Source organism: Streptomyces sp. CA2R106, from assembly GCF_037034245.1.
Lineage (GTDB): Bacteria > Actinomycetota > Actinomycetes > Streptomycetales > Streptomycetaceae > Actinacidiphila.
The window spans coordinates 185,219-210,263 of record NZ_JBAGKC010000008.1 but is presented as its reverse complement, the minus strand read 5'-3'; the positions used below and the strand labels follow the sequence as shown (position 1 = coordinate 210,263).

General features: G+C 71.9%; 23 protein-coding genes. 13 read left to right on the top strand and 10 right to left on the bottom strand.

The window, feature by feature from the left end; translation table 11 throughout:
- The first annotated feature begins 254 nt into the window (after nucleotides 1-254).
- The 5 genes from WA788_RS14825 to def all read left to right on the top strand — a co-directional run bounded on the left by WA788_RS14825 (nucleotide 255) and on the right by def (nucleotide 4,134).
- Nucleotides 255-947, top strand: coding sequence for a sigma-70 family RNA polymerase sigma factor (locus WA788_RS14825; protein WP_335977595.1), 693 nt, complete (start codon nucleotides 255-257; stop codon nucleotides 945-947).
- Nucleotides 944-1,264 (top strand): mycothiol system anti-sigma-R factor, encoded by a 321-nt coding sequence (gene rsrA, locus WA788_RS14820; protein WP_335977296.1) that lies wholly within the window; start codon nucleotides 944-946, stop codon nucleotides 1,262-1,264. The genes WA788_RS14825 and rsrA overlap by 4 nt, the downstream gene beginning before the upstream one ends.
- 173 nt (nucleotides 1,265-1,437) lie before the next feature.
- On the top strand, nucleotides 1,438-2,259 hold the full coding sequence (locus WA788_RS14815) for an HD-GYP domain-containing protein (protein WP_443034031.1): 822 nt from the start codon (nucleotides 1,438-1,440) through the stop codon (nucleotides 2,257-2,259).
- 125 nt (nucleotides 2,260-2,384) lie between these two features.
- Nucleotides 2,385-3,389 (top strand): tetratricopeptide repeat protein, encoded by a 1,005-nt coding sequence (locus tag WA788_RS14810; protein WP_335977293.1) that lies wholly within the window; start codon nucleotides 2,385-2,387, stop codon nucleotides 3,387-3,389.
- A 121-nt stretch (nucleotides 3,390-3,510) separates the two neighbouring features.
- Nucleotides 3,511-4,134, top strand: a complete 624-nt coding sequence (gene def, locus WA788_RS14805) for a peptide deformylase (protein ID WP_335977290.1) — start codon at nucleotides 3,511-3,513, stop codon at nucleotides 4,132-4,134.
- A 43-nt stretch (nucleotides 4,135-4,177) separates the two neighbouring features.
- Here the strand turns inward: def and WA788_RS14800 are convergent, their stop codons facing one another.
- From WA788_RS14800 to WA788_RS14790, 3 genes are all read right to left on the bottom strand, one after another.
- Nucleotides 4,178-5,209 (bottom strand): ribonucleotide-diphosphate reductase subunit beta, encoded by a 1,032-nt coding sequence (locus tag WA788_RS14800; RefSeq protein ID WP_335977288.1) that lies wholly within the window; start codon nucleotides 5,207-5,209, stop codon nucleotides 4,178-4,180.
- Nucleotides 5,209-7,668 (bottom strand): ribonucleoside-diphosphate reductase subunit alpha, encoded by a 2,460-nt coding sequence (locus tag WA788_RS14795; protein ID WP_335977592.1) that lies wholly within the window; start codon nucleotides 7,666-7,668, stop codon nucleotides 5,209-5,211. Before WA788_RS14795 ends, WA788_RS14800 begins: the two co-directional genes overlap by 1 nt.
- 505 nt (nucleotides 7,669-8,173) lie before the next feature.
- Nucleotides 8,174-8,311 carry a hypothetical protein gene (locus WA788_RS14790; protein ID WP_335977287.1) on the bottom strand — a complete coding sequence of 46 codons (138 nt, stop codon included), beginning with the start codon at nucleotides 8,309-8,311 and terminating at the stop codon, nucleotides 8,174-8,176.
- An 89-nt stretch (nucleotides 8,312-8,400) separates the two neighbouring features.
- On the opposite strand from WA788_RS14790, the gene WA788_RS14785 reads away from it, so the two are divergent.
- Nucleotides 8,401-9,366 carry a helix-turn-helix domain-containing protein gene (locus WA788_RS14785; RefSeq protein ID WP_335977285.1) on the top strand — a complete coding sequence of 322 codons (966 nt, stop codon included), beginning with the start codon at nucleotides 8,401-8,403 and terminating at the stop codon, nucleotides 9,364-9,366.
- 95 nt (nucleotides 9,367-9,461) lie between these two features.
- Here the strand turns inward: WA788_RS14785 and mctP are convergent, their stop codons facing one another.
- The 3 genes from mctP to WA788_RS14770 all read right to left on the bottom strand — a co-directional run bounded on the left by mctP (nucleotide 9,462) and on the right by WA788_RS14770 (nucleotide 12,349).
- Nucleotides 9,462-11,102 carry a monocarboxylate uptake permease MctP gene (mctP, locus tag WA788_RS14780; RefSeq protein WP_335977284.1) on the bottom strand — a complete coding sequence of 547 codons (1,641 nt, stop codon included), beginning with the start codon at nucleotides 11,100-11,102 and terminating at the stop codon, nucleotides 9,462-9,464.
- The gene (locus tag WA788_RS14775) at nucleotides 11,099-11,323 is read right to left on the bottom strand and encodes a DUF3311 domain-containing protein (RefSeq protein WP_435126001.1); all 225 of its coding nucleotides are present in this window, start codon (nucleotides 11,321-11,323) and stop codon (nucleotides 11,099-11,101) included. Before WA788_RS14775 ends, mctP begins: the two co-directional genes overlap by 4 nt.
- A 255-nt stretch (nucleotides 11,324-11,578) precedes the next feature.
- Nucleotides 11,579-12,349 carry a GntR family transcriptional regulator gene (locus tag WA788_RS14770; protein ID WP_335977282.1) on the bottom strand — a complete coding sequence of 257 codons (771 nt, stop codon included), beginning with the start codon at nucleotides 12,347-12,349 and terminating at the stop codon, nucleotides 11,579-11,581.
- A 317-nt stretch (nucleotides 12,350-12,666) separates the two neighbouring features.
- Between WA788_RS14770 and WA788_RS14765 the strand changes: the two genes are divergently transcribed.
- The 4 genes from WA788_RS14765 (at nucleotide 12,667) to WA788_RS14750 (ending at nucleotide 17,428) form a co-directional block, all read left to right on the top strand.
- Entirely contained in the window at nucleotides 12,667-13,959 is a 1,293-nt protein-coding gene (locus tag WA788_RS14765; protein ID WP_335977281.1) for an extracellular solute-binding protein, read from the top strand.
- 96 nt (nucleotides 13,960-14,055) lie between these two features.
- Entirely contained in the window at nucleotides 14,056-15,072 is a 1,017-nt protein-coding gene (locus tag WA788_RS14760; protein WP_335977279.1) for a carbohydrate ABC transporter permease, read from the top strand.
- Nucleotides 15,069-15,896 carry a carbohydrate ABC transporter permease gene (locus WA788_RS14755; RefSeq protein ID WP_335977277.1) on the top strand — a complete coding sequence of 276 codons (828 nt, stop codon included), beginning with the start codon at nucleotides 15,069-15,071 and terminating at the stop codon, nucleotides 15,894-15,896. The genes WA788_RS14760 and WA788_RS14755 overlap by 4 nt, the downstream gene beginning before the upstream one ends.
- Complete coding sequence (locus WA788_RS14750; RefSeq protein WP_335977275.1) at nucleotides 15,893-17,428, top strand: glycoside hydrolase family 3 protein; 1,536 nt, start codon at nucleotides 15,893-15,895, stop codon at nucleotides 17,426-17,428. The genes WA788_RS14755 and WA788_RS14750 overlap by 4 nt, the downstream gene beginning before the upstream one ends.
- A gap of 86 nt (nucleotides 17,429-17,514) precedes the next feature.
- On the opposite strand, the gene nagB is transcribed toward WA788_RS14750, so the two are convergent.
- Entirely contained in the window at nucleotides 17,515-18,300 is a 786-nt protein-coding gene (nagB, locus tag WA788_RS14745) for a glucosamine-6-phosphate deaminase (RefSeq protein WP_335977273.1), read from the bottom strand.
- A gap of 142 nt (nucleotides 18,301-18,442) precedes the next feature.
- Here nagB and WA788_RS14740 point away from each other — a divergent pair, with 142 nt between their 5' ends.
- Together WA788_RS14740 and WA788_RS14735 are read left to right on the top strand one after the other, a co-directional pair.
- Nucleotides 18,443-19,516 carry an SIS domain-containing protein gene (locus tag WA788_RS14740; protein ID WP_335977586.1) on the top strand — a complete coding sequence of 358 codons (1,074 nt, stop codon included), beginning with the start codon at nucleotides 18,443-18,445 and terminating at the stop codon, nucleotides 19,514-19,516.
- A 432-nt stretch (nucleotides 19,517-19,948) separates the two neighbouring features.
- A complete protein-coding gene (locus WA788_RS14735) occupies nucleotides 19,949-21,400 on the top strand; it encodes a sensor histidine kinase (protein WP_335977584.1) in 1,452 nt (483 codons plus the stop codon).
- A 144-nt stretch (nucleotides 21,401-21,544) separates the two neighbouring features.
- Here the strand turns inward: WA788_RS14735 and WA788_RS14730 are convergent, their stop codons facing one another.
- Together WA788_RS14730 and WA788_RS14725 are read right to left on the bottom strand one after the other, a co-directional pair.
- Nucleotides 21,545-21,802, bottom strand: coding sequence for a WhiB family transcriptional regulator (locus WA788_RS14730; protein WP_037913060.1), 258 nt, complete (start codon nucleotides 21,800-21,802; stop codon nucleotides 21,545-21,547).
- 324 nt (nucleotides 21,803-22,126) lie between these two features.
- Entirely contained in the window at nucleotides 22,127-23,095 is a 969-nt protein-coding gene (locus WA788_RS14725; protein WP_335977267.1) for a diacylglycerol/lipid kinase family protein, read from the bottom strand.
- A gap of 48 nt (nucleotides 23,096-23,143) precedes the next feature.
- Between WA788_RS14725 and WA788_RS14720 the strand changes: the two genes are divergently transcribed.
- Nucleotides 23,144-23,593, top strand: coding sequence for a hypothetical protein (locus WA788_RS14720; RefSeq protein ID WP_335977265.1), 450 nt, complete (start codon nucleotides 23,144-23,146; stop codon nucleotides 23,591-23,593).
- A gap of 330 nt (nucleotides 23,594-23,923) precedes the next feature.
- On the opposite strand, the gene WA788_RS14715 is transcribed toward WA788_RS14720, so the two are convergent.
- Nucleotides 23,924-25,027: a SigB/SigF/SigG family RNA polymerase sigma factor gene (locus WA788_RS14715; protein WP_443034030.1), complete on the bottom strand. Its 1,104-nt coding sequence runs from the start codon at nucleotides 25,025-25,027 to the stop codon at nucleotides 23,924-23,926.
- Between the last annotated feature and the right edge of the window lie 18 nt (nucleotides 25,028-25,045).

The window sequence follows — 25,045 nt, the reverse complement described above, 5'->3', positions numbered from 1 at the left end:
GCGGTACCGCACAGGGTGAGAGAGGCAGCCGCATGGTTTCAGCCGCATGCCGGTCACGCGAGGAGGCCGCGGCACAGGTGAGCGCGCAGATCGCGCCCGTCAGTGCTGGTCAGGCCGCCGCAGCGCCGTATCTGGACTGGACCCGGTGGCCCGAGCAGGACCGGGGCAAGGCCGCGACCGGCACGTCCACCAGCCGTGCAATATCCTCCCAAGCGGGCGGGTCCTCTTCTGGGCGCGCCGGCGTTATCGAGGAGGTGGGTCCGGTCACCGGCACCGACGACAGCACGGCGGGCACGACGGGTGCGTCCGCTTCGGGCGAGCCCGTGTCCGCGGCCACGGGGGCGGCACAGGAGACCGAGGCGCAGCGCAGCCGGCGGTTCGAGCGGGACGCGCTGGAGTTCCTGGACCAGATGTACTCGGCCGCCCTGCGCATGACGCGCAACCCGGCCGATGCCGAGGACCTGGTGCAGGAGACGTACGCGAAGGCGTACGCGTCGTTCCACCAGTTCCGCGAGGGCACCAACCTCAAGGCGTGGCTGTACCGCATCCTCACCAACAGCTTCATCAACTCCTACCGCAAGAAGCAGCGCGAGCCGCTGCGCAGCGGCTCGGAGGAGATCGAGGACTGGCAGCTCGCACGCGCCGAGTCGCACATGTCCACCGGCCTGCGCTCCGCGGAGTCCCAGGCGCTGGACCACCTGCCCGACTCCGACGTGAAGACGGCCCTGCAGACCATCCCCGAGGAGTTCCGCATCGCGGTGTATCTCGCGGATGTCGAGGGCTTTGCGTACAAGGAGATCGCGGACATCATGGGTACACCCATCGGGACCGTGATGTCGCGGCTGCACCGCGGACGCCGCCAGCTCCGCGAACTGCTCGAGGACTACGCCCGGGACCGCGGGCTCGTCCCCGCCGGTGCGGCACGTGAGAAGGGCGCGGATTCATGAGCTGCGGAGACGCACATGAGACGGACTGCTCCGAGGTGCTCGACCACCTCTACGAGTACCTCGACGAGGAGATGTCCGACGACGCCTGCGCCAAGTTCAAGGAGCACTTCGACGAGTGCCACCCCTGCTTGGAGAAGTACGGCCTGGAAGTCGCCGTCAAGAAGCTGGTGAAACGCTGCTGCGGCTCCGACGACGTGCCCCGCGACCTGCGGTCCAAGGTGATGATGCGGATCGAGCTGGTCCGCCGCGGCGAGGACGTCTCCGACCAGGAGGCGCTCGGCTCCGAGATCACCACGACCGAGGCGCCGTCGGCCTGACGGCCCCGGGAGGGCTCTCGGACCGGCGTCAAGCCACTCGGCCGTAACTCACCCCTACGAGTGGGCGGCGGTGCCCCCTTCCGGCGTAATGGCCCCAAAGTCCGGATCGCCGGGCGCCGCGGCCCTATCCTCCTGAGTCTCGTACACGTCCGTACGGACTAGGAGGCGCCGCCGTGCCAGCCGCACACCGCCGCTCGCCGCCGCACGCGGTCTGCTGGGGCCCCGCCTGCGCCCGCCGGGTCCGGCAGGAAGCGCAGCAGGCGACCGTGCAGGCGCTGATGCAGGCCCTGGAGCTCAAGGACCCCTACACCAGGGCGCACAGCGAGCGGGTCGGCGCGCTGGCCGCGCTGGTCGCCCGCGAACTGGGCGCGCCCGCGGCCCGGGTCGAGGCGGTCCGGCTCGGCGGCACCCTGCACGACATCGGCAAGCTCGCGGTGCCGACCGGGGTGCTGCGCAAGAACGGCCCGCTCACCGACGAGGAGCGCCGCGTGATCGAGCGCCACCCGGCCGACGGGGACAGCGTGCTGCGCGGCATCTCCGTGCTCGGGGAGGCCCGCGCCGCGGTGCTGCACCACCACGAGCGGATCGACGGCACCGGGTACCCGTACGGGCTGGCCGGGGGCCGGATTCCGGAGGCGGCCAGGATCGTGGCGGTGGCCGACGCGTTCGACGCGATGACGTCCACCCGCAGCTACCGCCGGGCCCGGCCGGACGGGCCCGCGCTGGCGGAGCTGCGGCGCTGCGCGGGCACGCAGTTCGACCCGATGATGGTGGAGGCGCTGGCGGGCGCGCTCGCGGCGCGGCCCGCGGCCGAAATGCCGCACCGGCCGGACCTGCCGGACCTTTCGCATCGGCCGGACCTGCCCGACCGGCCGGCCGCGGTGCTGTGCGGGGCGACCGCGGCGGTCGAGGGCCCCCTGCTGTCCAGGGTGCCCGCACACCGTCCGACCTGGGCATGGTTGGATGCCGGTGCGAAGGGCAAGGGAGTCGGGTGAGGCCCGCGTTCCGCGAGCAGCGGGCTCGGGCTGAGACAACGGCCAGAATGTGCAAGGTTGGTGTCGTACAGGGTGCTACGGGCCGCACCGGGCCGACCGGCTGAGCGGGCAGGCGGGAACTGACGTTGAAGATCTTCGGAAGAGTGCGGCACCGGCCGTCGCCCACGTGGCGCCAGGCCACCGACCGGGCGTTCACGCTGATCGACGACGGTCGCTACGAGGACGCCGGCGCGCTGCTGACCCGGGCCGCCGATCTGGAGCCGTGGCTGTCGGAGTCCTGGTACAACCTCGCGCTGCTGCACAAGTTCCGGCACGACTGGGCCCAGGCCCGGATCGCCGGGCTGCGCGCGGTCGCGCTGCTGGACCGCCCGGTCGGGGCTCCCGACTGGTGGAACCTCGGCATCGCCGCGACCGCCCTCCAGGACTGGCCGCTGGCCCGCCGCGCCTGGCAGGCGTACGGGCTGCGGATGCCGGCCGGCACCGCCGAGCGCGGCGGCGAGGAGTCGGTGCGGCTGCCGCTGGGCAGCGCCGCGGTGCGGCTGTCCCCCGAGGGCGAGGCCGAGGTCGTCTGGGGGCGGCGGTTGGACCCCGCCCGGATCGAGGTGCTGTCCATCCCGCTGCCGTCCTCCGGGCGGCGCTGGGGCGAGGTCGTCCTCCACGACGGAGTGCCGCACGGCGAGCGGGCCACCGAACGCGGTTCCGGCGCGTCGGTCTACCCGGTCTTCGACGAGATCGAGCTGTGGGCGCCCTCGCCGGTGCCGACCTGGCTGGTGCTCCTGGAAGCCGGCACCCAGGCCGACCGCGACGCCCTGGAGCGGCTGGCCGCCGAGGCCGGTTACGCCGCCGAGGACTGGTCGTCCTCGGTGCGGCTGCTGTGCCGCACCTGCTCGGAGAGCCGGATGCCCACCGACGACGGCTCCGCGGCCACCCGCGACCCGCACGACCACGGCGAGCCGGGCCACCCGGGCCACCTCAGCCACCTCAGCCACGCCGGGGAGGAGCCGGGCTGGACCCCCGAGCGGGAGTGCGGCATCGCCGCCCCGGCCGGCCTGGTCCACGGCCTGCTCGACAGCTGGGTCGCCGACAGCCCGGACACCCGGGACTGGCGGGACCTGGAAGAGGTCTGCTGACCCTCCCCGCCCGCCGCCCGGCCCGGCCCCGGCCCGCTTCGCGATCTCGGCGGTGGGGCCCCGCGCGGTCCCGTACCCTGGGACGGATCACTTTCAGGTTCCGGGAAGGCGTACGGCGGAGATGTCCCAGCAGCACACCGAGCAGCAACCCGACTTCGTCGACGACGTGACCGACGCGGCGGACCGCGAGCAGGCCCACCGCGAGCGCGGCACCGTGCGGCCGATCACGGTCGTGGGCAACCCGGTGCTGCACCGCGAGTGCCAGGACGTCACCGACTTCGACGACGCCCTCCTCGCCCTGGTGGACGACATGTTCGCCTCGCAGCGCGCCGCCGAGGGGGTCGGCCTGGCCGCGAACCAGATCGGCGTCGACCTGAAGGTCTTCGTCTACGACTGCGCCGATGACGACGACGTCCGGCACGTCGGCGCCGTCTGCAACCCGGTGCTCGTCGAACTCCCCGCGGACCGGCGCCGGCTGGACGACTCCAACGAGGGCTGCCTGTCCGTGCCGGGCGCCTACATGGAGCTCGCCCGCCCCGACTACGCGGTGGTCCGCGGCCAGGACCTCCAGGGCAACCCGATCACCGTCCAGGGCACCGGCTACTTCGCGCGCTGCCTCCAGCACGAGACCGACCACCTCTACGGCCGCCTCTACATCGACCGCCTCTCCAAGCGCGACCGCAAGGACGTCATGCGGCAGATGGCCGAGGCCACCCCCCGCTTCGAGACGGTCCCCAACGACTGACGCGGCCGCACTCGGAAGCCCGCGCCCAGAAGTCAGGCCGCACTCAGAAGTCCTCGTCGAGGGCCACCGTGCCCTCGACGGCGATCTGGTAGGCGGAGGGGCGGCGCTCGAAGAAGTTGGTGAGCTCCTGCACGCCCTGCAACTCCATGAAGGAGAAGGGGTTCTCCGAGCCGTAGATCGCGGGGAAGCCGAGGCGGGTGAGCCGCTGGTCGGCGACGCACTGGAGGTACTCCCGCATGGACGAGGTGTTCATGCCGGGCAGGCCGTCGCCGCACAGGTCGCGGGCGAAGAGCAGTTCCGCCTCGACCGCCTCGCGCATCATGTCGGTGACCTGGTCGCGCAGTTCGGCGTCGAAGAGGTCCGGCTCCTCCTTGCGCACGGTGTCCACGACGTCGAACGCGAAGGACATGTGCATCGTCTCGTCGCGGAACACCCAGTTGGTGCCGGTGGCCAGGCCGTGCAGCAGACCGCGGGAGCGGAACCAGTACACGTAGGCGAAGGCGCCGTAGAAGAACAGGCCCTCGATGCAGGCGGCGAAGCAGATCAGGTTGAGCAGGAAGCGGCGCCGGTCGTCGCGGTCGTTCAGCCGGTCGACGGTCTCCACGGAGTCCATCCAGCGGAAGCAGAACTGCGCCTTCTCGCGGATGGAGGGGATGTTCTCGACGGCGGCGAACGCGGCGGCGCGGTCGTCGGGGTCGGGCAGGTAGGTGTCCAGGAGGGTCAGGTAGAACTGGACGTGGACGGCCTCCTCGAAGAGCTGGCGGGACAGGTAGAGCCGCGCCTCGGGGGAGTTGATGTGCTTGTAGAGGGTGAGCACCAGGTTGTTGGAGACGATGGAGTCGCCGGTGGCGAAGAACGCCACGAGCCGTCCGATCAGGTGCTGTTCGGCCGGGGAGAGCTTGGCGAGGTCGGCGACGTCGGAGTGGAGGTCGACCTCCTCCACGGTCCAGGTGTTCTTGATGGCGTCGCGGTAGCGCTCGTAGAAGTCCGGGTAGCGCATCGGGCGCAGGGTCAGTTCGAAGCCCGGGTCGAGCAGGTTCTTCGCGGCGGTGGTGCGGGCGGTCTCGGTGGTCATTACTGGCATGCCTCGCAGGACTCGGGGTTCTCAAGGGAGCAGGCGATCGCGTCGGCGTCGGCGATCACCGGTACGGCGGCGGGTGCCGCGGTGGGTGCGGGGGCGGCGGGTGCCGCGGGTGCGGACCCCGCCGACGCGGCGGCGGACGCCGCGCGGGCGATCCGGGTGGCCGGCCGCGACCGCAGGTAGTACGTGGTCTTCAGCCCCCGCTTCCAGGCGTAGGCGTACATCGAGCTGAGCTTGCCGATCGTCGGCGTCTCCAGGAACAGGTTCAGCGACTGGCTCTGGTCGAGGTACGGCGTGCGGTCCGCGGCCAGGTCGATCAGGGCGCGCTGCGGCAGCTCCCACGCCGTGCGGTACAGCTCGCGCACCTGCGCGGGAATCCGGTCGATGCCCTGCACCGAGCCGTTGGCCTCGCGCAGCGCCTCGCGGGTCGGCGCGTCCCACAGCCCCAGCCGCTTGAGGTCCGCGACCAGGTAGGAGTTGACCTGGAGGAACTCACCGGAGAGCGTCTCGCGCTTGAAGAGGTTGGACACCTGCGGCTCGATGCACTCGTAGACGCCGGCGATGGAGGCGATGGTCGCGGTCGGGGCGATCGCCAGCAGCAGCGAGTTGCGCAGGCCGGTGGTGGCGATCCGGGCGCGCAGCGCGGCCCAGCGGTCCGGCCAGTGCGGGGTGGTGGCGAAGTGGTCGGGGTGCAGCACGCCGTCGAAGGTGCGGGTCTGGTCCCAGGCAGGCAGCGGCCCGCTGCGCTCGGCGAGGTCGCAGGACGCCTCGTAGGCGGCGAGCATGATCCGCTCGGCGATCTTCGTGGACAGCCGGCGGGCGGCCTCGGAGCCGAAGGGCAGGCGGAGCCGGAAGAAGACGTCCTGGAGGCCCATGACGCCCAGGCCCACCGGCCGCCAGCGGGCGTTGGAGCGGCCGGCCTGCTCGGTCGGGTAGTAGTTGATGTCCACCACGCGGTCCAGGAAGGTCACCGCGGTGCGCACGGTGCGGTCCAGCCGCTCCCAGTCGATGCCGTCGCCGTTGCCATTGCCGTCGCTGCTGCCGTCGCCGCCGCCCTCGATGACGAACGCGCCCAGGTTCACCGACCCCAGGTTGCACACGGCCGTCTCGGAGTCGTCGGAGACCTCCAGGATCTCCGTGCACAGGTTGGACGAGTGCACGGTCCGCCCGGGCCGGGCGGTCTGGTTCGCGGTGCGGTTGGCGGCGTCCTTGAACGTCATCCAGCCGTTGCCGGTCTGCGCGAGGGTGCGCATCATCCGGCCGTACAGCTCGCGGGCCGGCAGGGTGCGGCGGGCCAGCCCGGCGGCCTCGGCACGGCGGTAGGCGGCGTCGAAGTCCTCGCCCCACAGGTCGACCAGCTCGGGCACGTCGGCGGGCGAGAACAGCGACCAGTCGGCGTCGGCGTCGACCCGGCGCATGAACTCGTCCGGCACCCAGTGCGCGAGGTTGAGGTTGTGGGTGCGGCGGGCGTCCTCGCCGGTGTTGTCGCGCAGTTCGAGGAACTCCTCGATGTCGGCGTGCCAGGTCTCCAGGTAGACCGCGGCGGCGCCCTTGCGGCGCCCGCCCTGGTTCACCGCGGCCACCGAGGCGTCCAGGGTCTTCAGGAACGGCACGATGCCGTTGGAGTGCCCGTTGGTGCCGCGGATCAGTGAACCGCGGGCCCGCACCCGGGAGTAGGGGATGCCGATGCCGCCCGCGTGCTTCGACAGCCGCGCCACCTCGTGGTAGCGGTCGTAGATGGAGTCCAGCTGGTCGAGCGGGGAGTCCAGCAGGTAGCAGGAGGACATCTGCGGGTGGCGGGTGCCGGAGTTGAAGAGGGTGGGGGAGCTGGGCAGGTACTCCAGCGCGCTCATCAGCCGGTACAGCGCGGCGACCTCGTCCACCGCGCGGGTGCCGGCCCCGGTGTCGGCGCCGGTGCCGGCGCTGTCGTTGTCCGCGAGGCCGCAGGCGACCCGCAGCATGAAGTGCTGTGGGGTCTCGATCACCTGGCGGGTGATCGGGTGCCGCAGCAGGTAGCGGCTGTGCAGGGTGCGCAGGCCGAAGTAGCCGAAGCGGTCGTCGGCACCGCCCGCGAGGGCCTCGGCCACCAGCGCGTCCAGCCGGTCCGCGTGGGCGGCGGCGAAGGCGGCGGTGCGGTCGCCGATCAGGCCCTCGCGGTGGCCGACGGCGACGGAGGCGGTGAAGGAGACCGCGCCCTGCCCGGCCGCCTCCTCGGCGATGGCCTCGGTCAGCAGGCGGGCGGCGAGCCGGGAGTAGGCGGGGTCCTCGGAGATCAGCCCGGCGGCCGCGTCGGTGGCCAGGGCGCGCAGTTCGGCGCGTCCGGCGCCCGCGCTGCGGCCGCGCAGGGCCGCGGCGCTGACCCGGCCGGGGTCGGTGTCGGGCAGGTCGGCGGTCAAGGCGACCAGCGTGCGCAGGAGTTCGGCACCGGCGCTGTCCGCGGGCTCCGGCACCACGGGCCGGCCGGGCGGAGCGGTGGGGGCCGCCGAGGCGGTCTCGGCGGTGGGCGCGGGGGCGGTGGGCGCGGTGGTCACGGTGGTGCTCTCCCTCGTACGCGGCGGCGGCCGCGCGGCGGACGGCGGGAGGCAGGGCGGGGCGTTTTCCGGCACGCCGCCGTGCGCCCGTCGGCCCAGTCCACGAGGCCCGGACGGTTCCTCCTGTCGCGCCCGGAAGGCGCGGGAGGCACTCCCGCGTGGGTGTGCACGCGGACGTGGCGGCCGGCAGGCGATCGGGCTGTACGGCGCGCCGGGGCGCGGCCGTTCACCGTTGCGGGGCAGCGCCGGATTTCCACCGGCTTCCCCTGCGGCAACGAGGTCGAGCATACATGTAGTGCTGCCCGTCGAAGGCACCCCTACATGTTGTGTCGCACTGTCAGTCCCCGCCCGGGCTGTGGACGTTGCGGGGCCGCGCCGGGCGGGCTTTCAGGGGGCCGGCGCTGAGGGTGCCGGCCCCTTGGGGGGTTCACAGCTGGGCGCGCTTGCGGTCGGCCTCCTTCAGTTCCCGGGTGATCTTCGCCTCGTGGCGCAGGCCGAGGACGGGGACGAAGGTGAGGGCGAGTGCGAGGGCGAGGAGGGCGGCGATGTCCAGGAGAACGGTCATGAGTCAATGGTGCTCACGCGGCTTACCGGCGAACAGTGGCAGGACTGCCGTACTACCGCAATATGCTGCCAGATGGCACTCTGGACGCCATGCTGGCGAACGTGGCGACGGTGGTCCTGGACGGGGTGCACCCCTTCGAACTCGGGGTGGTCTGCGAGGTGTTCGGGCTCGACCGCAGTGACGAGGGGCTGCCCCGGTACGACTTCGCGGTGGTCTCGGCGGAGGGCCCGCGGGTGCGCACGCACGCCGGGTTCGAGATGGTGGTGCCCGAGGGCCTGGACCGGCTGGAGGAGGCCGACCTCGTGGCGGTGCCGGCCGGCGACGCCTACAACGACCGGGACTTCCCGCAGCCGATGCTGGACGCGCTCAACCGCGCGGTCGAGCGCGGCGCGACCGTACTGAGCGTGTGCTCGGGGGTGTTCGTGCTCGGCGCGGCCGGGCTGCTGGACGGGCGGCGCTGCGCCGCGCACTGGCGGCACGCCGACCGGCTCGCGCGGCGCCACCCGCTCGCCCGGGTCGAGGCCGACGTGCTCTACGTCGACGACGCCGGCGTGGTCACCTCGGCCGGCACCGCGGCGGGGATCGACGCCTGCCTGCACCTCGTCCGCAAGGAGCAGGGCAGCGCGGTCGCCAACGGCATCGCCCGGCGGATGGTGGTCCCGCCGCACCGCGAGGGCGGCCAGGCGCAGTACGTGGACCGGCCGCTGCCCCGGGCGCAGAGCGACACCGTCGGCGGGGTGCTGTCCTGGATGGAGCGGCACCTGGACCGCGAGGTGACCGTGGAGGAGCTGGCGCTGCGCGCCCACATGTCGCCGCGCACCTTCGCGCGGCGCTTCCAGCAGGAGACCGGGACCACGCCGTACCGCTGGCTGCTCGGGCAACGTGTGCTGCTCGCCCGGGAGTTGCTGGAGGGGACCGACGAGACGGTCGACTCCGTCGCGCTGCGGGCCGGTTTCGGCAACGCGGCCACCATGCGGCACCACTTCGTGCGCTGGACCGGCACCACCCCGCAGGCGTACCGGCGTACCTTCCGCTCGCCGAGCCCGTCGGCGTAGCGGCCCGGACCTTCCCGCCGCCGGGTGGTCGACGCGCGTGGTCGACGCGCGTGGTTCCTACGCCCGTCGACCACCCGCGGCGGAAGGTCCCGCGGCTATGCGGAAGGGGCGGCCGTGGGGGCCAGCGGGAGTTCGGGCTCGCCCGGTTCGCCCGGCGCGGCGCTGTAGTCGGCGCGGACGGTCTCGTCGGTGCCCGCCGGCGCCTTCACCGCACGGAGCACCAATGTGAGCACCGCGGCCACGACCAGGTTGAGCACGAACGCGGTGAGCCCGATGTACCCGATCCGGCCGATCCCCGGAATCGTGTCGGAGTTCCCGCCGAAGTGCGCCTGCGCCGGGCTGGACTGCTCGTACGCCTTCCAGGTGCCGTACGCCATGCCCGCGGCCCAGCCGGCCAGCAGCGCCCAGCGGTGGAACCACCGGGTGAACAGCCCGCCGACGATCGCCGGCACCGTCTGCAGAATCCAGATGCCGCCCAGCAGCTGGAAGTTGATCGCCACGGTCTTGTCCATCGACAGCACGAAGACCAGCGCGCCGACCTTCACCACCAGCGAGGCCAGCTTGGAGACGCGGGTCTCCTCCTCGGCGGTGGCGTGGGGGCGGATCAGGTCCTTGTAGATGTTGCGGGTGAACAGGTTCGCCGCGGCGATGGACATGATCGCGGCGGGCACTAGCGCGCCGATCGCGATCGCGGCGAAGGCGACCCCGGTGAACCAGCTCGGGAAGACGTTCTCGAAGAGCTGGGGGATGGCGAGTTGGGGGTTGTAGCCCTTGACGCCCTTGCCGACGCCGTCCGCGACCGCCATGAAGCCGAGCATCGCCAGCAGCCCGAGCATCAGCGAGTACAGCGGCAGGATCGCGGTGTTGCGCTGGATGACGGTGCGGCTCTTGCCGGAGAGCACCGCGGTCACCGAGTGCGGGTAGAGGAACAGCGCCATCGCGGAGCCCAGCGCGAGGGTGGCGTACGACCACTGCGCCTGCGGGGCGACCAGCAGTGAGCCGCGCGGCTTGCCGGTGGCGGGGTTCTTCACCGCGTAGGCGGTGCTCGCCTTGTGGAAGATGTCGTCGAACCCGCCCAGCTTGTACGGGATGTAGATGATCGCCACCGCGATCACGATGTAGATCAGCGCGTCCTTGACGAAGGCGATCAGCGCGGGCGCGCGCAGCCCGGAGGAGTAGGTGTAGGCGGCCAGCACACCGAAGGCGATCAGCAGCGGCAGGTCCTTGACGAACCAGTTGGTCGAGTCGCTGCCGCCGATCCCCACCACGTCCAGCACGGCCTGGATGCCGACGAGTTGGAGCGCGATGTAGGGCATCGTGGCCAGGATGCCGGTGAGCGCGACGGCCACCGACAGGCTCTTCGAGCCGAACCGGCCGCGGATGAAGTCCGAGGAGGTCACATAGCCGTGCCGGCGCGAGACCGACCACAGCCGCGGCAGGAAGAGGAAGACCAGCGGGTAGGCGATGATGGTGTACGGCACCGCGAAGAAGCCGGCCGCGCCGGCCCCGTAGATGGCCGCCGGGACGGCGACGAAGGTGTACGCGGTGTACAGGTCGCCGCCGAGCAGGAACCAGGTCACCCAGGTGCCGAAGCTGCGGCCGCCCAGCCCCCATTCGTCCAGGTGCAGCGCGTTGTCCGCGCGGCGCCAGCGGGCGGCCATGAAGCCCATCGCCGTGACGGCGGCGAAGAAGAAGATGAGGACGCCGAGCGCGACCCCGTCGACGTGGTGGTTCACTTGGCGCCCCCGTCCTTGCGGCTGCGCGCGTCCCGCCGGACCAGCACGTACGCGGTGTAGGTCAGCACCGCCGACACCGGCACCCAGGCGAGCTGGTACCAGTAGAAGAACGGCATCCCGATGAAGGTCGGGGTCAGCCGCGAGTAGGTGCTGACCCACAGCATGCTGACGAGTGGAATGAGCAGGCAGATTCCGGCCACCACCCGCGCGGGCGTGACCACCGGCAGTGGTTCGTCCGCCGGCCGGCGCGGTGGTGGCACGTGTGTCGGCGCTGTCGGCACAGTTGGTGCTCCCGTCCCCTAGAGCGATCATTGCGGTGCGCAGGAATCTATGGGAGAGCGGAGACAGGCGTCACTACCTGTGCCGATATCAGCCGTACGGGTCGGGCCCGGTGCGGTGGGCGGGGAGCGGGGCGGGGACGGGAGACCGGCTCGGTGCCGGCTCGCTGGCAGCTCCGGATGTGCTCCGGTGCGGGCTCAGTCGGTGGGCCGGTTGAGCCGCGCCACGAATTTGTACCTGTCGCCGCGGTACACCGACCGCACCCACTCCACCGGTTCGCCGGTGGTGTCCACCGAGTGCCGGGAGAGCATCAGCATCGGCAGCCCGACATCGGTGCTGAGCAGCCCGGCCTCGCGCGGGGTGGCCAGCGACGTCTCGATCGTCTCCTCGGCCCGGGCCAGCCGGACGTCGTAGACCTCGGCGAGCGCGGTGTACAGCGAGGTGTACTTCGCCAGGCTGCGGCGCAGCGCCGGGAAGCGCTTGGCGGACAGGTGGGTGGTCTCGATCGCCATCGGCTCGCTGTTGGCCAGCCGCAGCCGCTCGATCCGCAGCACCCGGCCGCCGGCCTTCATGTCGAGCAGCCCGGCCAGCCGGTCGTCGGCGGTGATGTAGCCGATGTCCAGCAGCTGGGAGGTGGGCTCGAGCCCCTGGGCGCGCATGTCCTCGGTGTACGAGGTGAGTTGCAGTGCCTGGGAGACCTTCGGCTTGGCCACGAAGGTGCCCTTGCCCTGGATGCGCTCCAGCCGGCCTTCGACCACCAGCTCCTGGAGCGCCTGGCGCACGGTGGTGCGGGAGGTGTCGAACTCGGTGGCCAGGGTGCGTTCGGGCGGCACCGGTGAACCGGGGGGCATGGTTTGGGTGATGTCCAGGAGATGGCGCTTGAGGCGGTAGTACTTTGGCACGCGAGCGGTGCGGCCCGCGGTCGCCGTACCCGTGGATTCCGCGTTGCTGTCCGTCGCGCTGTCCATCCCGCGTGCTCCCGACTGCCGTCCTGCTGCCGTCACCGGCTCCTCCGTTGATCGCGGTCACATGGTGGCACGGGCTCCCCGCCGGAGGGAGGCGGTGGGTGGCTGATGCCCTCCAGGTGTCGGTCCGATAACAGGTCCGACGGGTGTTCTTATACACCCTTGACACCCCCAAAGGTCTAGGCCAAGCTCCCGGGTACTGGTCTAAACCATTAATGACCAATCCCAGACCCACGAGCAGGACGCGGCTGTAAACGTGCGTGCGGCAGCCGGCATTTCGGGCGGTGGGGGGAGTTTCGGGCATCCTTGAGGAGGGTGGCATGAGGCGCAAGCTCATCGCTGCGATCGGCGTCGCGGCAGTGCTCACTGGTGTCGCGGCCTGCGGCGGCAACAGCAAGTCCGATTCGGGCAAGGGAAGTTCGGCCGGCCCGGCCGACTTCAAGGGCAAGACCCTCAACGTGTGGCTGATGAGCGGCTCCAACCCGCCCGGGTGGACCAAGGACATCACCGCCGCGTTCGAGAAGCAGTACCCCGGCGCGAAGCTGAAGATCACCGTCCAGCAGTGGGACGGCATCCAGCAGAAGCTCACCACGGCGCTGTCGGAGAGCACCCCGCCGGACGTCATCGAGGTCGGCAACACCCAGACGCCGTACTACGCGGCGACCGGCGGGCTGAAGGACCTCACCAGTGCCAAGGCCGACCTCGGCGGCAACGACTGGGTGCCGGCGCTCAACGGCTCCGCGGTCTACGACGGCAAGCAGTTCGCCGCGCCCTGGTACTTCGCCAGCCGCGTGGTCGTCTACAACAAGAAGATCTGGTCCGCGGCCGGCATCACCACCACGCCGAAGACGCAGGACGAGCTCTTCGCCGACCTGACCAAGATCAAGGCCAAGGGCACCAAGGACGCCTTCTACCTGCCCGGCCAGGACTGGTACGGCTTCGACGGCTTCCTGCTCGACGCGGGCGCCGACCTGGTCAAGAAGGACGGCGACAAGTACCAGGGCAACCTGGACACCCCGCAGGCCGCCGCGGCGATCAACCTCTACAAGAAGCTCAACTCCTTCGGCACCGCGCCCAAGGACAAGGACGAGGCGACCCCGCAGCAGTCCGACGTGTTCGCCAAGGGCGACGTCGGCGCGTTCCTGGGCCTGGGCTGGGAGGCGGCCGGCGCCATCTCCAAGAACGCGGCGCTGAAGGACCAGGTCGGCTACTTCGCCTTCCCCGGCAAGACCGCCGACAAGACCGCCAGCGTGTTCGTGGGCGGCTCCAACCTGGCGATCTCCCAGGCGAGCAAGAACCCCGAGCTGGCCCAGAACTTCCTGAAGCTGGCGCTGTCCGACCAGTTCGAGGGCGAGCTGGCCAAGGAAGGCGGCGTCGTCCCGAACAAGGCGAGCCTCAACTCCAACCTGAGCGGCAACGCGTTCGGCTCCGTCTCGGCCGCCGCCGCGGCCAACGGCGGCACCACCCCGCTGATCCCGGCGTGGGGCAACGTCGAGAACGCGCCCAACCCGATCACCACCCTCTTCATGACCGGCGTGCTCCAGGGCCAGTCCCCGAGCGAGGCCGCCAAGAAGGCGGACACCGAGATCGACAAGCGGCTCAGCCAGCAGTAGTCACCCGGGTCCGGTCCCGGGCGCCCGCCGCCGAGCAGGCGGGCGCCCGGGCCGGGCACACCGTTGCGCAGCGGACGGCACGAGGAAGAGGGAAGCATGGCCGCGCAGTACAAAGGGACGCAGGTACGGGCCCCCGACGAGGAGACGGCCGTACCCCGGCAGCGCAGAGGCGACGGCGAGCAGCCGCCGGCCGGCCCCGGCACGTCGCGCACCGCCGGCGGCGCGATCGCCGGCCGCACGCTGCCGTACCTGCTGATCCTGCCCGCGCTGGTGGCCACCATCCTGCTGCTGGGCTACCCGCTGGTGCGGAACGTGATCATCTCGTTCCAGACCCTCAACGCCTTCCAGTTGATCCAGCACACCACCCAGTGGACCGGGTTTGGCAACTACAAGGCCCAGCTGACCAGCGCCGACTTCTGGCACACCACCGAGCGCTCGGTCTTCTTCACCCTCGCCAACGTCGCGCTGATCATGGTCGCCGGCACCCTGGTGGGGCTGCTGCTGTACCGGCTCGGCAAGAAAATGCGGCTGCTGCTGTCGATCGGGATGGTGCTCGCCTGGGCGATGCCGATCGTGGCCGGCACCACCGTCTACCAGTGGCTCTTCGACACCCGCTACGGCGTCGTCAACTGGGTGCTGTGGAAGGTCGGCTTCCACTCGATGCACGGCTACAACTGGTTCGGCCACCAGTTCTCCACCTTCGCGGTCATCACCCTGATGGTCGTCTGGCAGTCGATCCCGTTCGTCGCGCTCAACCTCTACGCGGGCCTGACCACCATCTCCGGGGAGATCTTCGAGGCGGCCCGGATGGACGGCGCGGGCGCCTGGCGCTCCTTCACCTCGGTGCTCTTCCCGATGCTCAAGCCGTTCTTCCTGAGCACCGCGTTCCTGGAGATCATCTGGGTGTTCAAGGCGTTCACCCAGGTCTACGCGCTGAACGGCGGCGGCCCCGCCGGCCTGACCGAGACCCTGCCGGTCTACGCCTTCGTCGAGGGCGTCGGCAACCAGCACTACGGCACCGGCGCGGCGATCTCCGTGCTGACCATCCTCATCCTGCTGGTGCTGATGTCCTACTACTTCCGGATCATGCTGAAGCAGGAGGACGAGCTGTGAGGCGCTCCACGTTCGGACGGCTGTGGCCCAACGTCGTCGCGGTCATCCTCTTCGTCTTCTTCATCTTCCCCGTCTACTGGATGCTGACGACGGCCTTCAAGCCGGACCTCGACATCATCTCCACCACCCCGGTCTTCGTGCCCTTCCACGGCACCACGTCGCACTTCGACAAGGCCGTGCACGCGGCGGGCTTCTGGACGCTGGTGCGCAACAGCCTCACCGTCACCATCGGTTCGGTGCTGCTGTCGCTGGTGGTGGCGACCGCGGCGGCGTTCGCGGTGGCGCGGATGCGCTTCCGCGGCCGCAAGGCGTTCCTCCTGATCGTGATGATGGCCCAGATGGCGCCGTGGGAGGTCATGACGATCTCCGTCTACATGATCGTCCGCGACCAGGACATGCTCAACAGCCTGCTGCCGCTGACGCTCTTCTACATGATGATGGTGCTGCCGTTCTCCATCTGGACGCTGCGCGGGTTCATCGCCGCGGTGCCCAAGGAACTGGAGGAGTCCGCCCTCATGGACGGCTGCACCCGGTTCCAGGCGTTCGTCCGGGTGGTGCTGCCGCTGCTGGCGCCGGGGCTGATGTCCACCTCGCTGTTCGGCTTCATCACCGCCTGGAACGAGTTCCCGCTCGTCCTCATCCTCAACAAGGAGAGCGGCCAGACGCTGCCGCTGTGGCTCACCCAGTTCCAGACCAACTTCGGCGACGACTGGGGCGCTACCATGGCCGCCTCCAGCCTCTTCACCATCCCCGTGGTGATCGTCTTCCTGGTCCTCCAGCGCAGGGCCGTCGCCGGCATGACCGCCGGGGCGGTGAAGGGATGAGCCCCATCGCCCGCACCGAAGACCTCGACGGCTCCGCCGGACCCGACCTCCAGGCGGTCACCGCGGACGCGCTGGCCGTCCTCCAGCCCGGCTTCGAGGGCACCACCGCGCCCGCATGGGTGCTGCGGCTGATCGACGAGGGGCTCGGCTCGGTCGCCCTGTTCTCCCGCAACGTGGCCTCCCCCGACCAGGTGGCCGCGCTCACCGCGCAGCTGCGCGCGAAACGCCCCGACCTGCTGGTCACCGCCGACGAGGAGGGCGGTGACGTCACCCGGCTGGAGGCGCGCGGCGGTTCGTCGTTCCCCGGCAACCTCGCGCTCGGCGCGGTCGACGACGTGGCGCTGACCCGCGCGGTCGCCGCCGAACTCGGCCGCCGGCTGGCCGCCTGCGGGGTGGACTTCGACTGGGCGCCGTCCGCCGACGTCAACTCCGACCCGGACAACCCGGTGATCGGGGTGCGCTCCTTCGGCGCCGACCCCGAGCTGGTGGCCCGCCACACCGCCGCCTACGTCGAGGGGTTGCAGTCCGCGGGCGTGGCCGCCAGCGTCAAGCACTTCCCCGGCCACGGCGACACCGCGGTGGACTCCCACCACGCGATGCCGCGGATCGACGTCGACCTGGACACCCTGCGCTCCCGCGAACTGGTGCCCTTCCGCGCCGCGCTCGCGGCCGGCGCCAAGGCCGTGATGAGCGCGCACATCCTGGTGCCCGCGCTCGACCCCGAGCTGCCCGGCACGCTCAGCCCGGCGGTCCTCGGCGGACTGCTGCGCGCGCCCGTCGAGGAGGGCGGCCTCGGCTACGACGGCCTGGTGGTCACCGACGGCATCGAGATGCAGGCGATCTCCGGCACCTACGGCATCGAGCGCGGCACCGTGATGGCGATCGCCGCGGGCTGCGACGCGATCTGCGTCGGCGGCGGCCGCAGCGACGAGCAGACCGTGCTGGACCTGCGCGACGCGATCGTGGCCGCGGTCAAGGACGGCTCCCTGCCCGCCGAACGGCTGGCCGATGCCGCCCGCCGGGTACGGGAACTGGCCGCCTGGGCGGCCGCACAGCGGTCGGGTGCGGCGGAGGGGAGCGCGCCCGACACCGGCATCGGCCTGACCGCGGCCCGCCGCGCGCTGCGTGTCACCCGCGCCGCGCACCACACCCCGCTCGACGCCCCGCCCTACGTGGCCGCCTTCACCCCGATGGCGAACATCGCGGTCGGCGACGTGACGCCGTGGGGCGTGGCCGCGGAGCTGGAGCGGCTGCTGCCCGGCACCCGTACCGGCAGCTACCGCACCGCCGACGCCGCCGAGGTGCTGGCCGCGGCGGGCGGCAGCCGGGTGGTGGCCGTGGTCCGCGACGCGCACCGGCACCCGTGGATGGCACAGGCGCTGGCCGGACTGGTGGCGGCGCGGCCGGACACCATCGTGGTCGAGATGGGGGTGCCGCAGTCCGAGCCGGTCGGCTCGCTGTACGTCGCCACCCACGGCGCCGCCCGGGTCTGCGGCGAGGCCGCGGCGGAAGTGATCGCCGCCCGCGACTGACCCGGCCTGCCCCACACGGCGAGACGCCGCGGACCCCCGAGCGGGGTCCGCGGCGTCCTGGCGTGTACGGCCGGACCCGGGCGGGGCTACAGGCCCTGCCAGTCCGGCTTGGCGGCGTAGGTGGCGCGGAAGTACGGCGCCAGCTTCAGCTTGGCGGCGGCGGCCTCGTCGACCACGACCGTGGCGTGCGGGTGGAGTTGGAGCGCGGAGGCGGGCACCACCGCGGCGACCGGGCCCTCCACGGTCTGCGCGACGGCCTCGGCCTTGCCCTCCCCGGTGGCCAGCAGCACCAGGTGCCGGGCCTCCAGGATGGTGCCGATGCCCTGGGTGATCACATGGCGCGGCACCTGCGCGATGTCGCCGTCGAAGAAGCGGGCGTTGTCCACCCGGGTCTGCTCGGTGAGCGTCTTGATCCGGGTGCGCGAGGCGAGCGAGGAGCAGGGTTCGTTGAACCCTATGTGCCCGTCGGTGCCGATGCCGAGCAGTTGCAGGTCCACCCCGCCCGCCGCCGCGAGCGCCTCGTCGTACGCCGTGCAGGCCGCGCGTACGTCGGCGGCGGCGCCGTCGGGGCCCATGAACGCCTTGGGGGACAGGCCGAGCGGCTCGACCACCTCGCGCAGCACCACCGAGCGGTACGACTCCGGGTGGCCGGCGGGCAGCCCCACGTACTCGTCGAGCTGGCAGACCCGGGCGCGGGCGGCGTCCACGGCGCCGGACCGGACCTTGGCGGCGAGCGCGGTGTAGACCGGCAGCGGGGTGGAGCCGGTCGCCACGCCGAGCAGGGCGTCGGGCTTGCGGCGCAGCAGGGCGGCCATGGCCTCCGCGATGAGTTCGCCGCCCGCGGCGGCGTCCGGCACGATGACAACTTCCACGCTGGTCCTGCCGTTCTCAAGAAGGGAACATGTGGTATAGACCAATCTAGCAGACGGGGCCACTCAGGTGGTGCGGACCGCCGGGTCCTGTGGTCGACTGGTGAGGGTCGGAACCCCGTCCGGTGGGATGGAGGCGATGGGGATGCCGGTGCCCGCGTCGTCCCCGGCTCCCGATACGGGAGAGCCGGGCTGGATCATGTTCGGTGAGATGGCCGAGCAGCCCGAGGTGCTGCGGCGGGTGCTCGACGAGGCCGCGCCGCAGGTGCGGCGGACCGCCCGGCGGATCGCGGACCGGCGGCCCCGGTTCGTGCTGCTCAGCGCGCGCGGCACCTCCGACCACGCGGCGCTGTACGCGAAGTACCTGATCGAGGTCGAGTTGGGGCTGCCGTGCGGCCTGACCTCGATGTCCACCGTCACCGCCTACGGGGCCAGCCCGCGCCTGGCGGACGTGCTGCTGATCAGCGTGAGCCAGTCCGGCGGCTCGCCCGACCTGGTCGCCACCACCCGGGCCGCCCGCGAGGCCGGCGCGATCACGCTCGCGGTCACCAACAACCCGGACTCGCCGCTGGCCGAGGTCGCCGAGTTCCACCTCGACATGCTCGCCGGACCGGAGAAGGCGCTGCCCGCGACCAAGACGTACACCGCGGAACTGCTGGTGCTCTACCTGTTCGTGCGGGGCCTGCGCGGCGACGCGGGTGCCGCGGACGCGCTGCCCGACCTCGCCCGGGAGGTGCTGGACCGGTCCGCGGAGGTCAGCGCGCTCGCCGGGCGGTACCGCTTCGCCGAGCGGATGGTGCTCACCTCGCGCGGCTACGGCTACCCGACCGCCAAGGAGGCCGCGCTGAAGCTGATGGAGACCAGCTACATCCCCGCGCTCGCCTACTCCGGCGCCGACCTGCTGCACGGGCCGCTGGCCATGGTGGACAACATCTCCCCGGTGATCGCGATCGTCCCCGAGGGTCCGGGCGGCCGGGCGCTCCAACCAGTGCTCGACCGGCTCCGCGGCCGCGGCGCCGACCTCGTCGTCGTCGGCCCCCGGGTCCACGTCAGGGCCGCCTCCGGCGGTTTCGTGCTGCCCACCCGCGAGCTGCCCGAGGCCCTCCAGCCGATCCTGGAGATCCTCCCGCTCCAACGCCTCGCCTACGAAGTGGCCGTCGCCCGCGGCCAGGACCCCGATGCCCCGCGCGCCCTGGCCAAGGTCACGAAGACCCGCTGAACGTCCTCCGGTCCGGCGCCGGGTTCGAGCCCCCGGAGGCGAGGCGGCGGCAAAAGAGGGGGCGGCGGCAAACGAAGGGGCGGCCGGAAACACTTCGGGCCGCGGTGCCGGGAGAGGACCCTCAACCTCTCCAGCACCGCAGCCCGGAGCTGCCGTCGGCGCCGTGGCCGGGGGGTGTGCGGTGCCCTCCGGCCCGATAGGGCCGACCAGTGAGGCGTCCGGCGTAGTCAGGGCAGAGAACGCCTTGGCCTCGGTCCGTCCTCCTGTGCGGGGAGGGCGGAGGTCTACTCATCGGTATTCTGGACTAGACCACTGGGGCTTGTCCATGGGTGTGCCACCGATTCCGTCCCGTGAATTCCCGGCCGGGCGCGCCGGGAAACGCGCCGGACCGCGCCGGTTCGGCCGGGAGGTACGCTCACATGCGTGCCCTCCATGAACGACCTCGTCCGCGAGCACACCGGCCTCGACCGGTCCGACCTCGAATGGCTGCACCTGCTCGTCTCGGAGTGGCAACTGCTCTCCGACCTGTCCTTCGCCGACCTCGTGCTGTGGGTGCCCACCCGCGACGGCACGCGCTACGTGTCGGTCGCGCAGATGCGCCCCAACACCGGCCCCACCTCGTACCAGGACGACATGGTCGGCCACCTGGTGCCGCGGGGCCGCCGGCCGCTGCTGGACGCGGCGCTGGACGAGGGGCGGATCGTCCGCGAGGGCGACCCGGAGTGGCGCGAGGAGGTGCCGGTGCGGGTGGAGTCCATCCCGGTCCGCCGCGACGGCCGGGTGCTGGGGGTGATCGCCCGCAACACCAACCTGCTGACCGTGCGCACCCCGAGCCGGCTGGAGCTGACCTATCTGCAAAGCGCCTCCGACCTGGCGCAGATGATCGCCGCTGGCGCCTTCCCGTTCCCGGCCGAGCAGGTGGACATGGACGCCTCGCCGCGGGCCGGCGACGGGCTGATCCGGCTGGACGCCGACGGCATCGTGCAGTACGCCAGCCCGAACGCGCTGTCCGCATACCACCGGCTGGGCCTGGCCGCCGACCTGGTCGGCCAGCACCTGGGCCAGGCCACCGCCGAACTCGCCCCGGACCGCGGCCCGGTGGAAGAGGCGCTGGTGAAGCTCGCCAGCGGCTGGGCGCCCCGGGAGTTCGAGGTGGAGGCGGGCGACGGGGTGATCCAGTTGCGGGCCATCCCGCTCAAGCCCAAGGGCGTGCACACCGGTTCGCTGGTGCTGCTCCGCGACGTCACCGAACTGCGCCGCCGCGAGCGGGAGTTGATCACCAAGGACGCCACCATCCGGGAGATCCACCACCGGGTGAAGAACAACCTCCAGACGGTCGCGGCGCTGCTGCGGCTCCAGGCCCGCCGGATGGACTCCGAACGGGCCCGGGAGGCGCTGGACGAGGCGGTGCGGCGGGTCGGGTCGATCGCGATCGTGCACGAGACGCTGTCGCAGAACCTCGACGAGACGGTGGAGTTCGACGAGATCGCCGACCGCGTGCTGGCGATGGTCGCGGAGATCTCACCCGGACGGGTCACCACCCGGCGCGGCGGCCGGTTCGGCATCCTCAGCGCGGAGACCGCCACCCCGCTGTCCATGGTCCTCACCGAGCTGCTCCAGAACGCCCTGGAACACGGCTTCGGGCCGGGGGAGTCGGGCAGCGTGGAGGTCGCCGCGACCCGCGCCCGCGACCGCATCACGGTCACCGTCCAGGACGACGGGCGCGGGCTGCCGGCCGGCTTCGACGCCCAGCGGGCGGGCAACCTCGGCCTCCAGATCGTCCGCACCCTGGTGGTGGGCGAGTTGGGCGGCACCTTCGACATGCACCCGGCCCCGACCGGCCCGGGCACCCGTGTGGTGCTCGAACTCCCGTTGGACAGCTGAGCGTTCGGCGCCGCCGGCGGGCGGGCACACGAGAAAGCCCCGTACCCATCCGGTACGGGGCTTTCTCGATGCTGCGTGCTGCGCGTATTGGCAGGTGCTGCGCGCTGCGGCTCGGGGGTAAGGCTTCTAGGTCGTCCGGTGCTCTCAGGCGCTGGCGTTACGGGCCCGGTTGCGGGCGGCGCGGCGCTTCATCGCACGACGCTCATCCTCGCTGAGGCCACCCCAGACACCGGCGTCCTGGCCACTCTCCAGCGCCCACTGAAGGCACTGGTCCATGACAGGGCAGCGCCGGCAGACGGCCTTGGCTTCCTCGATCTGCAGCAGCGCAGGACCGGTGTTGCCGATGGGGAAGAAGAGCTCGGGGTCTTCCTCGCGGCAAACGGCGCGGTGACGCCAGTCCATGGCTGCTCCAACTCCTTGTGTGACAAGCAGGTTGCTTGTGAATGTGAACGCTTTCACGAATCCCCCGCGCAGGAACGGGACGCCACCCAACCGTCGCTGGTCGGTGCGGTCCCGCTGGTGTGAGGTAGGAGATTCGGGCTCTCATGGGGGCCGTTTGCTCGGCCGTCCCGATCGCCAGTAAGAGACTCGCAAACCTCGGCTGGAGATACAACCCCTTCAGGAAAGTTTTTTTGGATTCCTCGGTGTCGCCTCGGTCACAGCCGTACTTCCATGGGGTGCGGGGCAGGCTAAACGTTCGAGTAAAAGGACTTTAGGCTCTTCGACTTACACAATCACACGCAGTGCACGGCGTACGCCTGTGAAGGTTGCGCTCGTACGCAGTCCCAGGTGGTCACCGTCGACCTGGAAGGGCAGCGGCGCCTGCGAATGCAAGGTGAAGTCCGTCAGGTCGTGCAGGGCCACCGCGTACTTGCCGCGGGGGCCGCGCTCCGGCGTGGAGCGCAGCAGCTGCGCCGCGTACCGGGCGCCGGCGACCGTGGACATCTTGGTGACGCCCAGCACGTCGAGGGCGGTGTCGAAGGACGCATCGGGGGAGGCGTACACCGGTTTGTTGCCGAGATAGGTCCACGGCGCGGTGTTGCAGATTATGGCGGTGGACAGCCCCCCCACCGGCTCCGCGTCCGGCTGCTCCAGCGTGATCGTGCCGTGCCGGCGGTGCGGGTCGGCCAGGAACTGGCGGGCCACCTGCCGCAGGTACAGCGCGTGCGTCGACCGCTTGCCCAACTCCCTTTGCTGCTCCACCCGTCCGACCACTCCGGCGTCGAAGCCCAGGCCCGCGCAGAAGGTGAACCAGCGCGGCGGCACCCCCTCGTCCTCGGTGCCTCTGGTGCCGCTGACCAGGCCCAGGCCGACCGTACGGGACGAGCCGGCGCGCAGCGCGTCCAGCAGGGCGCCGGTGGCCTCCACGGCGTCGTTGGGCAGGCCCAGGGCGCGGGCGAAGACGTTCGTCGAGCCGCCGGGGACCACGGCCAGCTGCGGCAGGGCCTCCGGGTCGGGGCCGTGGTGCAGCAGCCCGTTGACGACCTCGTTGACGGTGCCGTCGCCGCCGAGGGCCACCACGAGCTCGACCTCGCCCTCCTCCGCGGCCTTCCGCCCGAGGTCCCGCGCGTGCCCGCGGTACTCCGTGGTGGCCACCTCCAGCTTCAGGTCGCTGGACAGGGCGGTACTGATCACGTCGCGGACCCGCGCGCTGGTGGTGGTGGCGGCGGGGTTGACCACGAGAAGAGCACGCATGCTCGACAGCGTACCTACGGATTTTCGCGCCCGGCTACGCTGGCAGGTGTGAGCCAGAAGACGACGAAGCGCATGGAGTCCACGGCGTCCGGGGTGGCCGGGGCGGAAACCCCGGGTGAAGCGGCCGGGCCGCCCCCCGCGCGGCTGACCGCCGCGGCCGCGGTGGCCGGGCTCGAAGGGGCCGCCATCGCCGCGTGGGGCGTCACGATGTTCTTCGGCGGCGGCAGCGACGTGCTGCCCGGGCTGCTCGTCCTCGCCCTCGCCGCGCTGCCGCTCCTCGCCGCCTACGGGCTGCGCCGGGCCCGCCGCTGGAGCCGCGGGCCCGCGCTCATCGTCCAGCTCGTCGCGCTGCCCATCGCGTGGAACCTGCTGCGCAGTGACGGCGCCGGCCTCGTCACCGCCGGCGCCGTCCTCGGCGTCCTCGCCCTCGCCGGCCTCGTCCTCCTGGTCCACCCGGCCACCACGGACGCGCTCGGTATCAACCGGACCGCCGCCTAGCCCGCCCCCGTAAGCACCCGGACCTTGCGGTGGGTGGGTGCTCCGGGCGCGCGCCGTCGCGGTTCCCGTCGCGTCGCCGGCCGCAGGCCGGTGGCCTGTTGCGCGCGCAGTTCCCCGCGCCCCTGGATATGCCCGGGTTCCTCCGGGGCAAGCCCGGTGCGAGCCGCAGTTATCCAGGGGCGCGGGGAACTGCGCGACCAGCCACCCACCCACCGCAAGGTCCCGAAGCCCACAGGACGGGGCAGCCCGGAGGGCCCCCCACCGGGAGGTGGTCCCGGAACCCGCAGGACGGGGCAGCCCGGGGGGTCCGCTCGGCCCGCCCGGCAAGGGCTACTCGTCGATGAGGAGTTTGTCCCGCAGCTGCGCCAGGGTCCGGGCGAGGAGGCGGCTGACATGCATCTGCGAGATCCCCACCTCCTGCGCGATCTGCGACTGGGTCATGTTCCCGAAGAACCGCAGCAGCAGGATCGTCTTTTCACGCGGCGGGAGCTGCTCCAGCAGCGGCTTGAGGGACTCCCGGTACTCGACCCCCTCCAGCGCCTCGTCCTCGGACCCGAGCGTGTCCGCGACGGCGGGCGACTCGTCGTCGGTGTCGGGCACGTCCAGCGACAGCGTGCTGTACGCGTTCGCCGACTCCAGCCCCTCCAGGACCTCCTCCTCGGAGATCTTGAGGTGCTCGGCGAGTTCGTGCACCGTCGGTGCCCGGCCGTGTCGCTGGGACAGCTCGCCGGTGGCGCTGGTGAGCGACAGCCGCAGCTCCTGGAGCCGGCGCGGCACCCGCACCGCCCAGCCCTTGTCCCGGAAGTGCCGCTTGATCTCCCCGACCACGGTCGGCGTGGCGTACGTGGAGAACTCCACCCCGCGCTCGACGTCGAACCGGTCGACCGACTTGATCAGCCCGATCGTGGCGACCTGGGTGAGGTCATCCAGCGGCTCGCCGCGGTTGCGGAAGCGGCGGGCGAGGTGCTCCACCAGCGGCAGGTGCATCCGGACCAGCTGGTTGCGCAGCTCGGCCCGCTCCGGCGAGCCCTCGGGCAGCTTGCCCAGCTCGACGAAGAGCGCGCGGGCGCCCGAACGGTCGTGCGGGTCGTGCTGTCCGGCGGACCCGGCCGGCCCGGCCGCGGCGGGCTGCTCCTCGGCCGGCCCGGGCTGCTCAGGCCGGGTGGCCTGCTCGCCCGGTGCCGCGTGCTCGTGCTGATCCATCCGGTCCGCCTGCTCCGCCTGCTCCGACGCGTCCATCACTTCCCTACGGTCCGTCCGGCCGGGGCCGTCCTCCACCGCCCCGTGGTCGGGGTGGGGTCTTGCCGACAGCCGCGGCGGCCCGGCCGGACCGGTGCCCCCGGGCCCCTGCTGCTGGGCCGGTACGAAGGCGCGGCCGCGCACCGCGGGCACGTCGTGCTCCGCGGGCGGGCCGGGGGTCTCTGCTGGGCTCACGACGGCCGCCTCACATGC

Coding starts and splice junctions, on each gene's coding strand:
- WA788_RS14765 (WP_335977281.1), top strand. CDS start 12,667: ATGAGGCGCAAGCTCATCGCTGCGATCGGCGTCGCGGCAGTGCTCACT.
- WA788_RS14735 (WP_335977584.1), top strand. CDS start 19,949: ATGAACGACCTCGTCCGCGAGCACACCGGCCTCGACCGGTCCGACCTC.
- WA788_RS14770 (WP_335977282.1), bottom strand. CDS start 12,349: ATGGACAGCGCGACGGACAGCAACGCGGAATCCACGGGTACGGCGACC.
- WA788_RS14760 (WP_335977279.1), top strand. CDS start 14,056: ATGGCCGCGCAGTACAAAGGGACGCAGGTACGGGCCCCCGACGAGGAG.
- WA788_RS14800 (WP_335977288.1), bottom strand. CDS start 5,209: ATGACCACCGAGACCGCCCGCACCACCGCCGCGAAGAACCTGCTCGAC.
- WA788_RS14785 (WP_335977285.1), top strand. CDS start 8,401: ATGCTGGCGAACGTGGCGACGGTGGTCCTGGACGGGGTGCACCCCTTC.
- WA788_RS14725 (WP_335977267.1), bottom strand. CDS start 23,095: ATGCGTGCTCTTCTCGTGGTCAACCCCGCCGCCACCACCACCAGCGCG.
- WA788_RS14740 (WP_335977586.1), top strand. CDS start 18,443: ATGCCGGTGCCCGCGTCGTCCCCGGCTCCCGATACGGGAGAGCCGGGC.
- WA788_RS14750 (WP_335977275.1), top strand. CDS start 15,893: ATGAGCCCCATCGCCCGCACCGAAGACCTCGACGGCTCCGCCGGACCC.
- WA788_RS14790 (WP_335977287.1), bottom strand. CDS start 8,311: ATGACCGTTCTCCTGGACATCGCCGCCCTCCTCGCCCTCGCACTCGCC.
- def (WP_335977290.1), top strand. CDS start 3,511: ATGTCCCAGCAGCACACCGAGCAGCAACCCGACTTCGTCGACGACGTG.
- rsrA (WP_335977296.1), top strand. CDS start 944: ATGAGCTGCGGAGACGCACATGAGACGGACTGCTCCGAGGTGCTCGAC.
- WA788_RS14730 (WP_037913060.1), bottom strand. CDS start 21,802: ATGGACTGGCGTCACCGCGCCGTTTGCCGCGAGGAAGACCCCGAGCTC.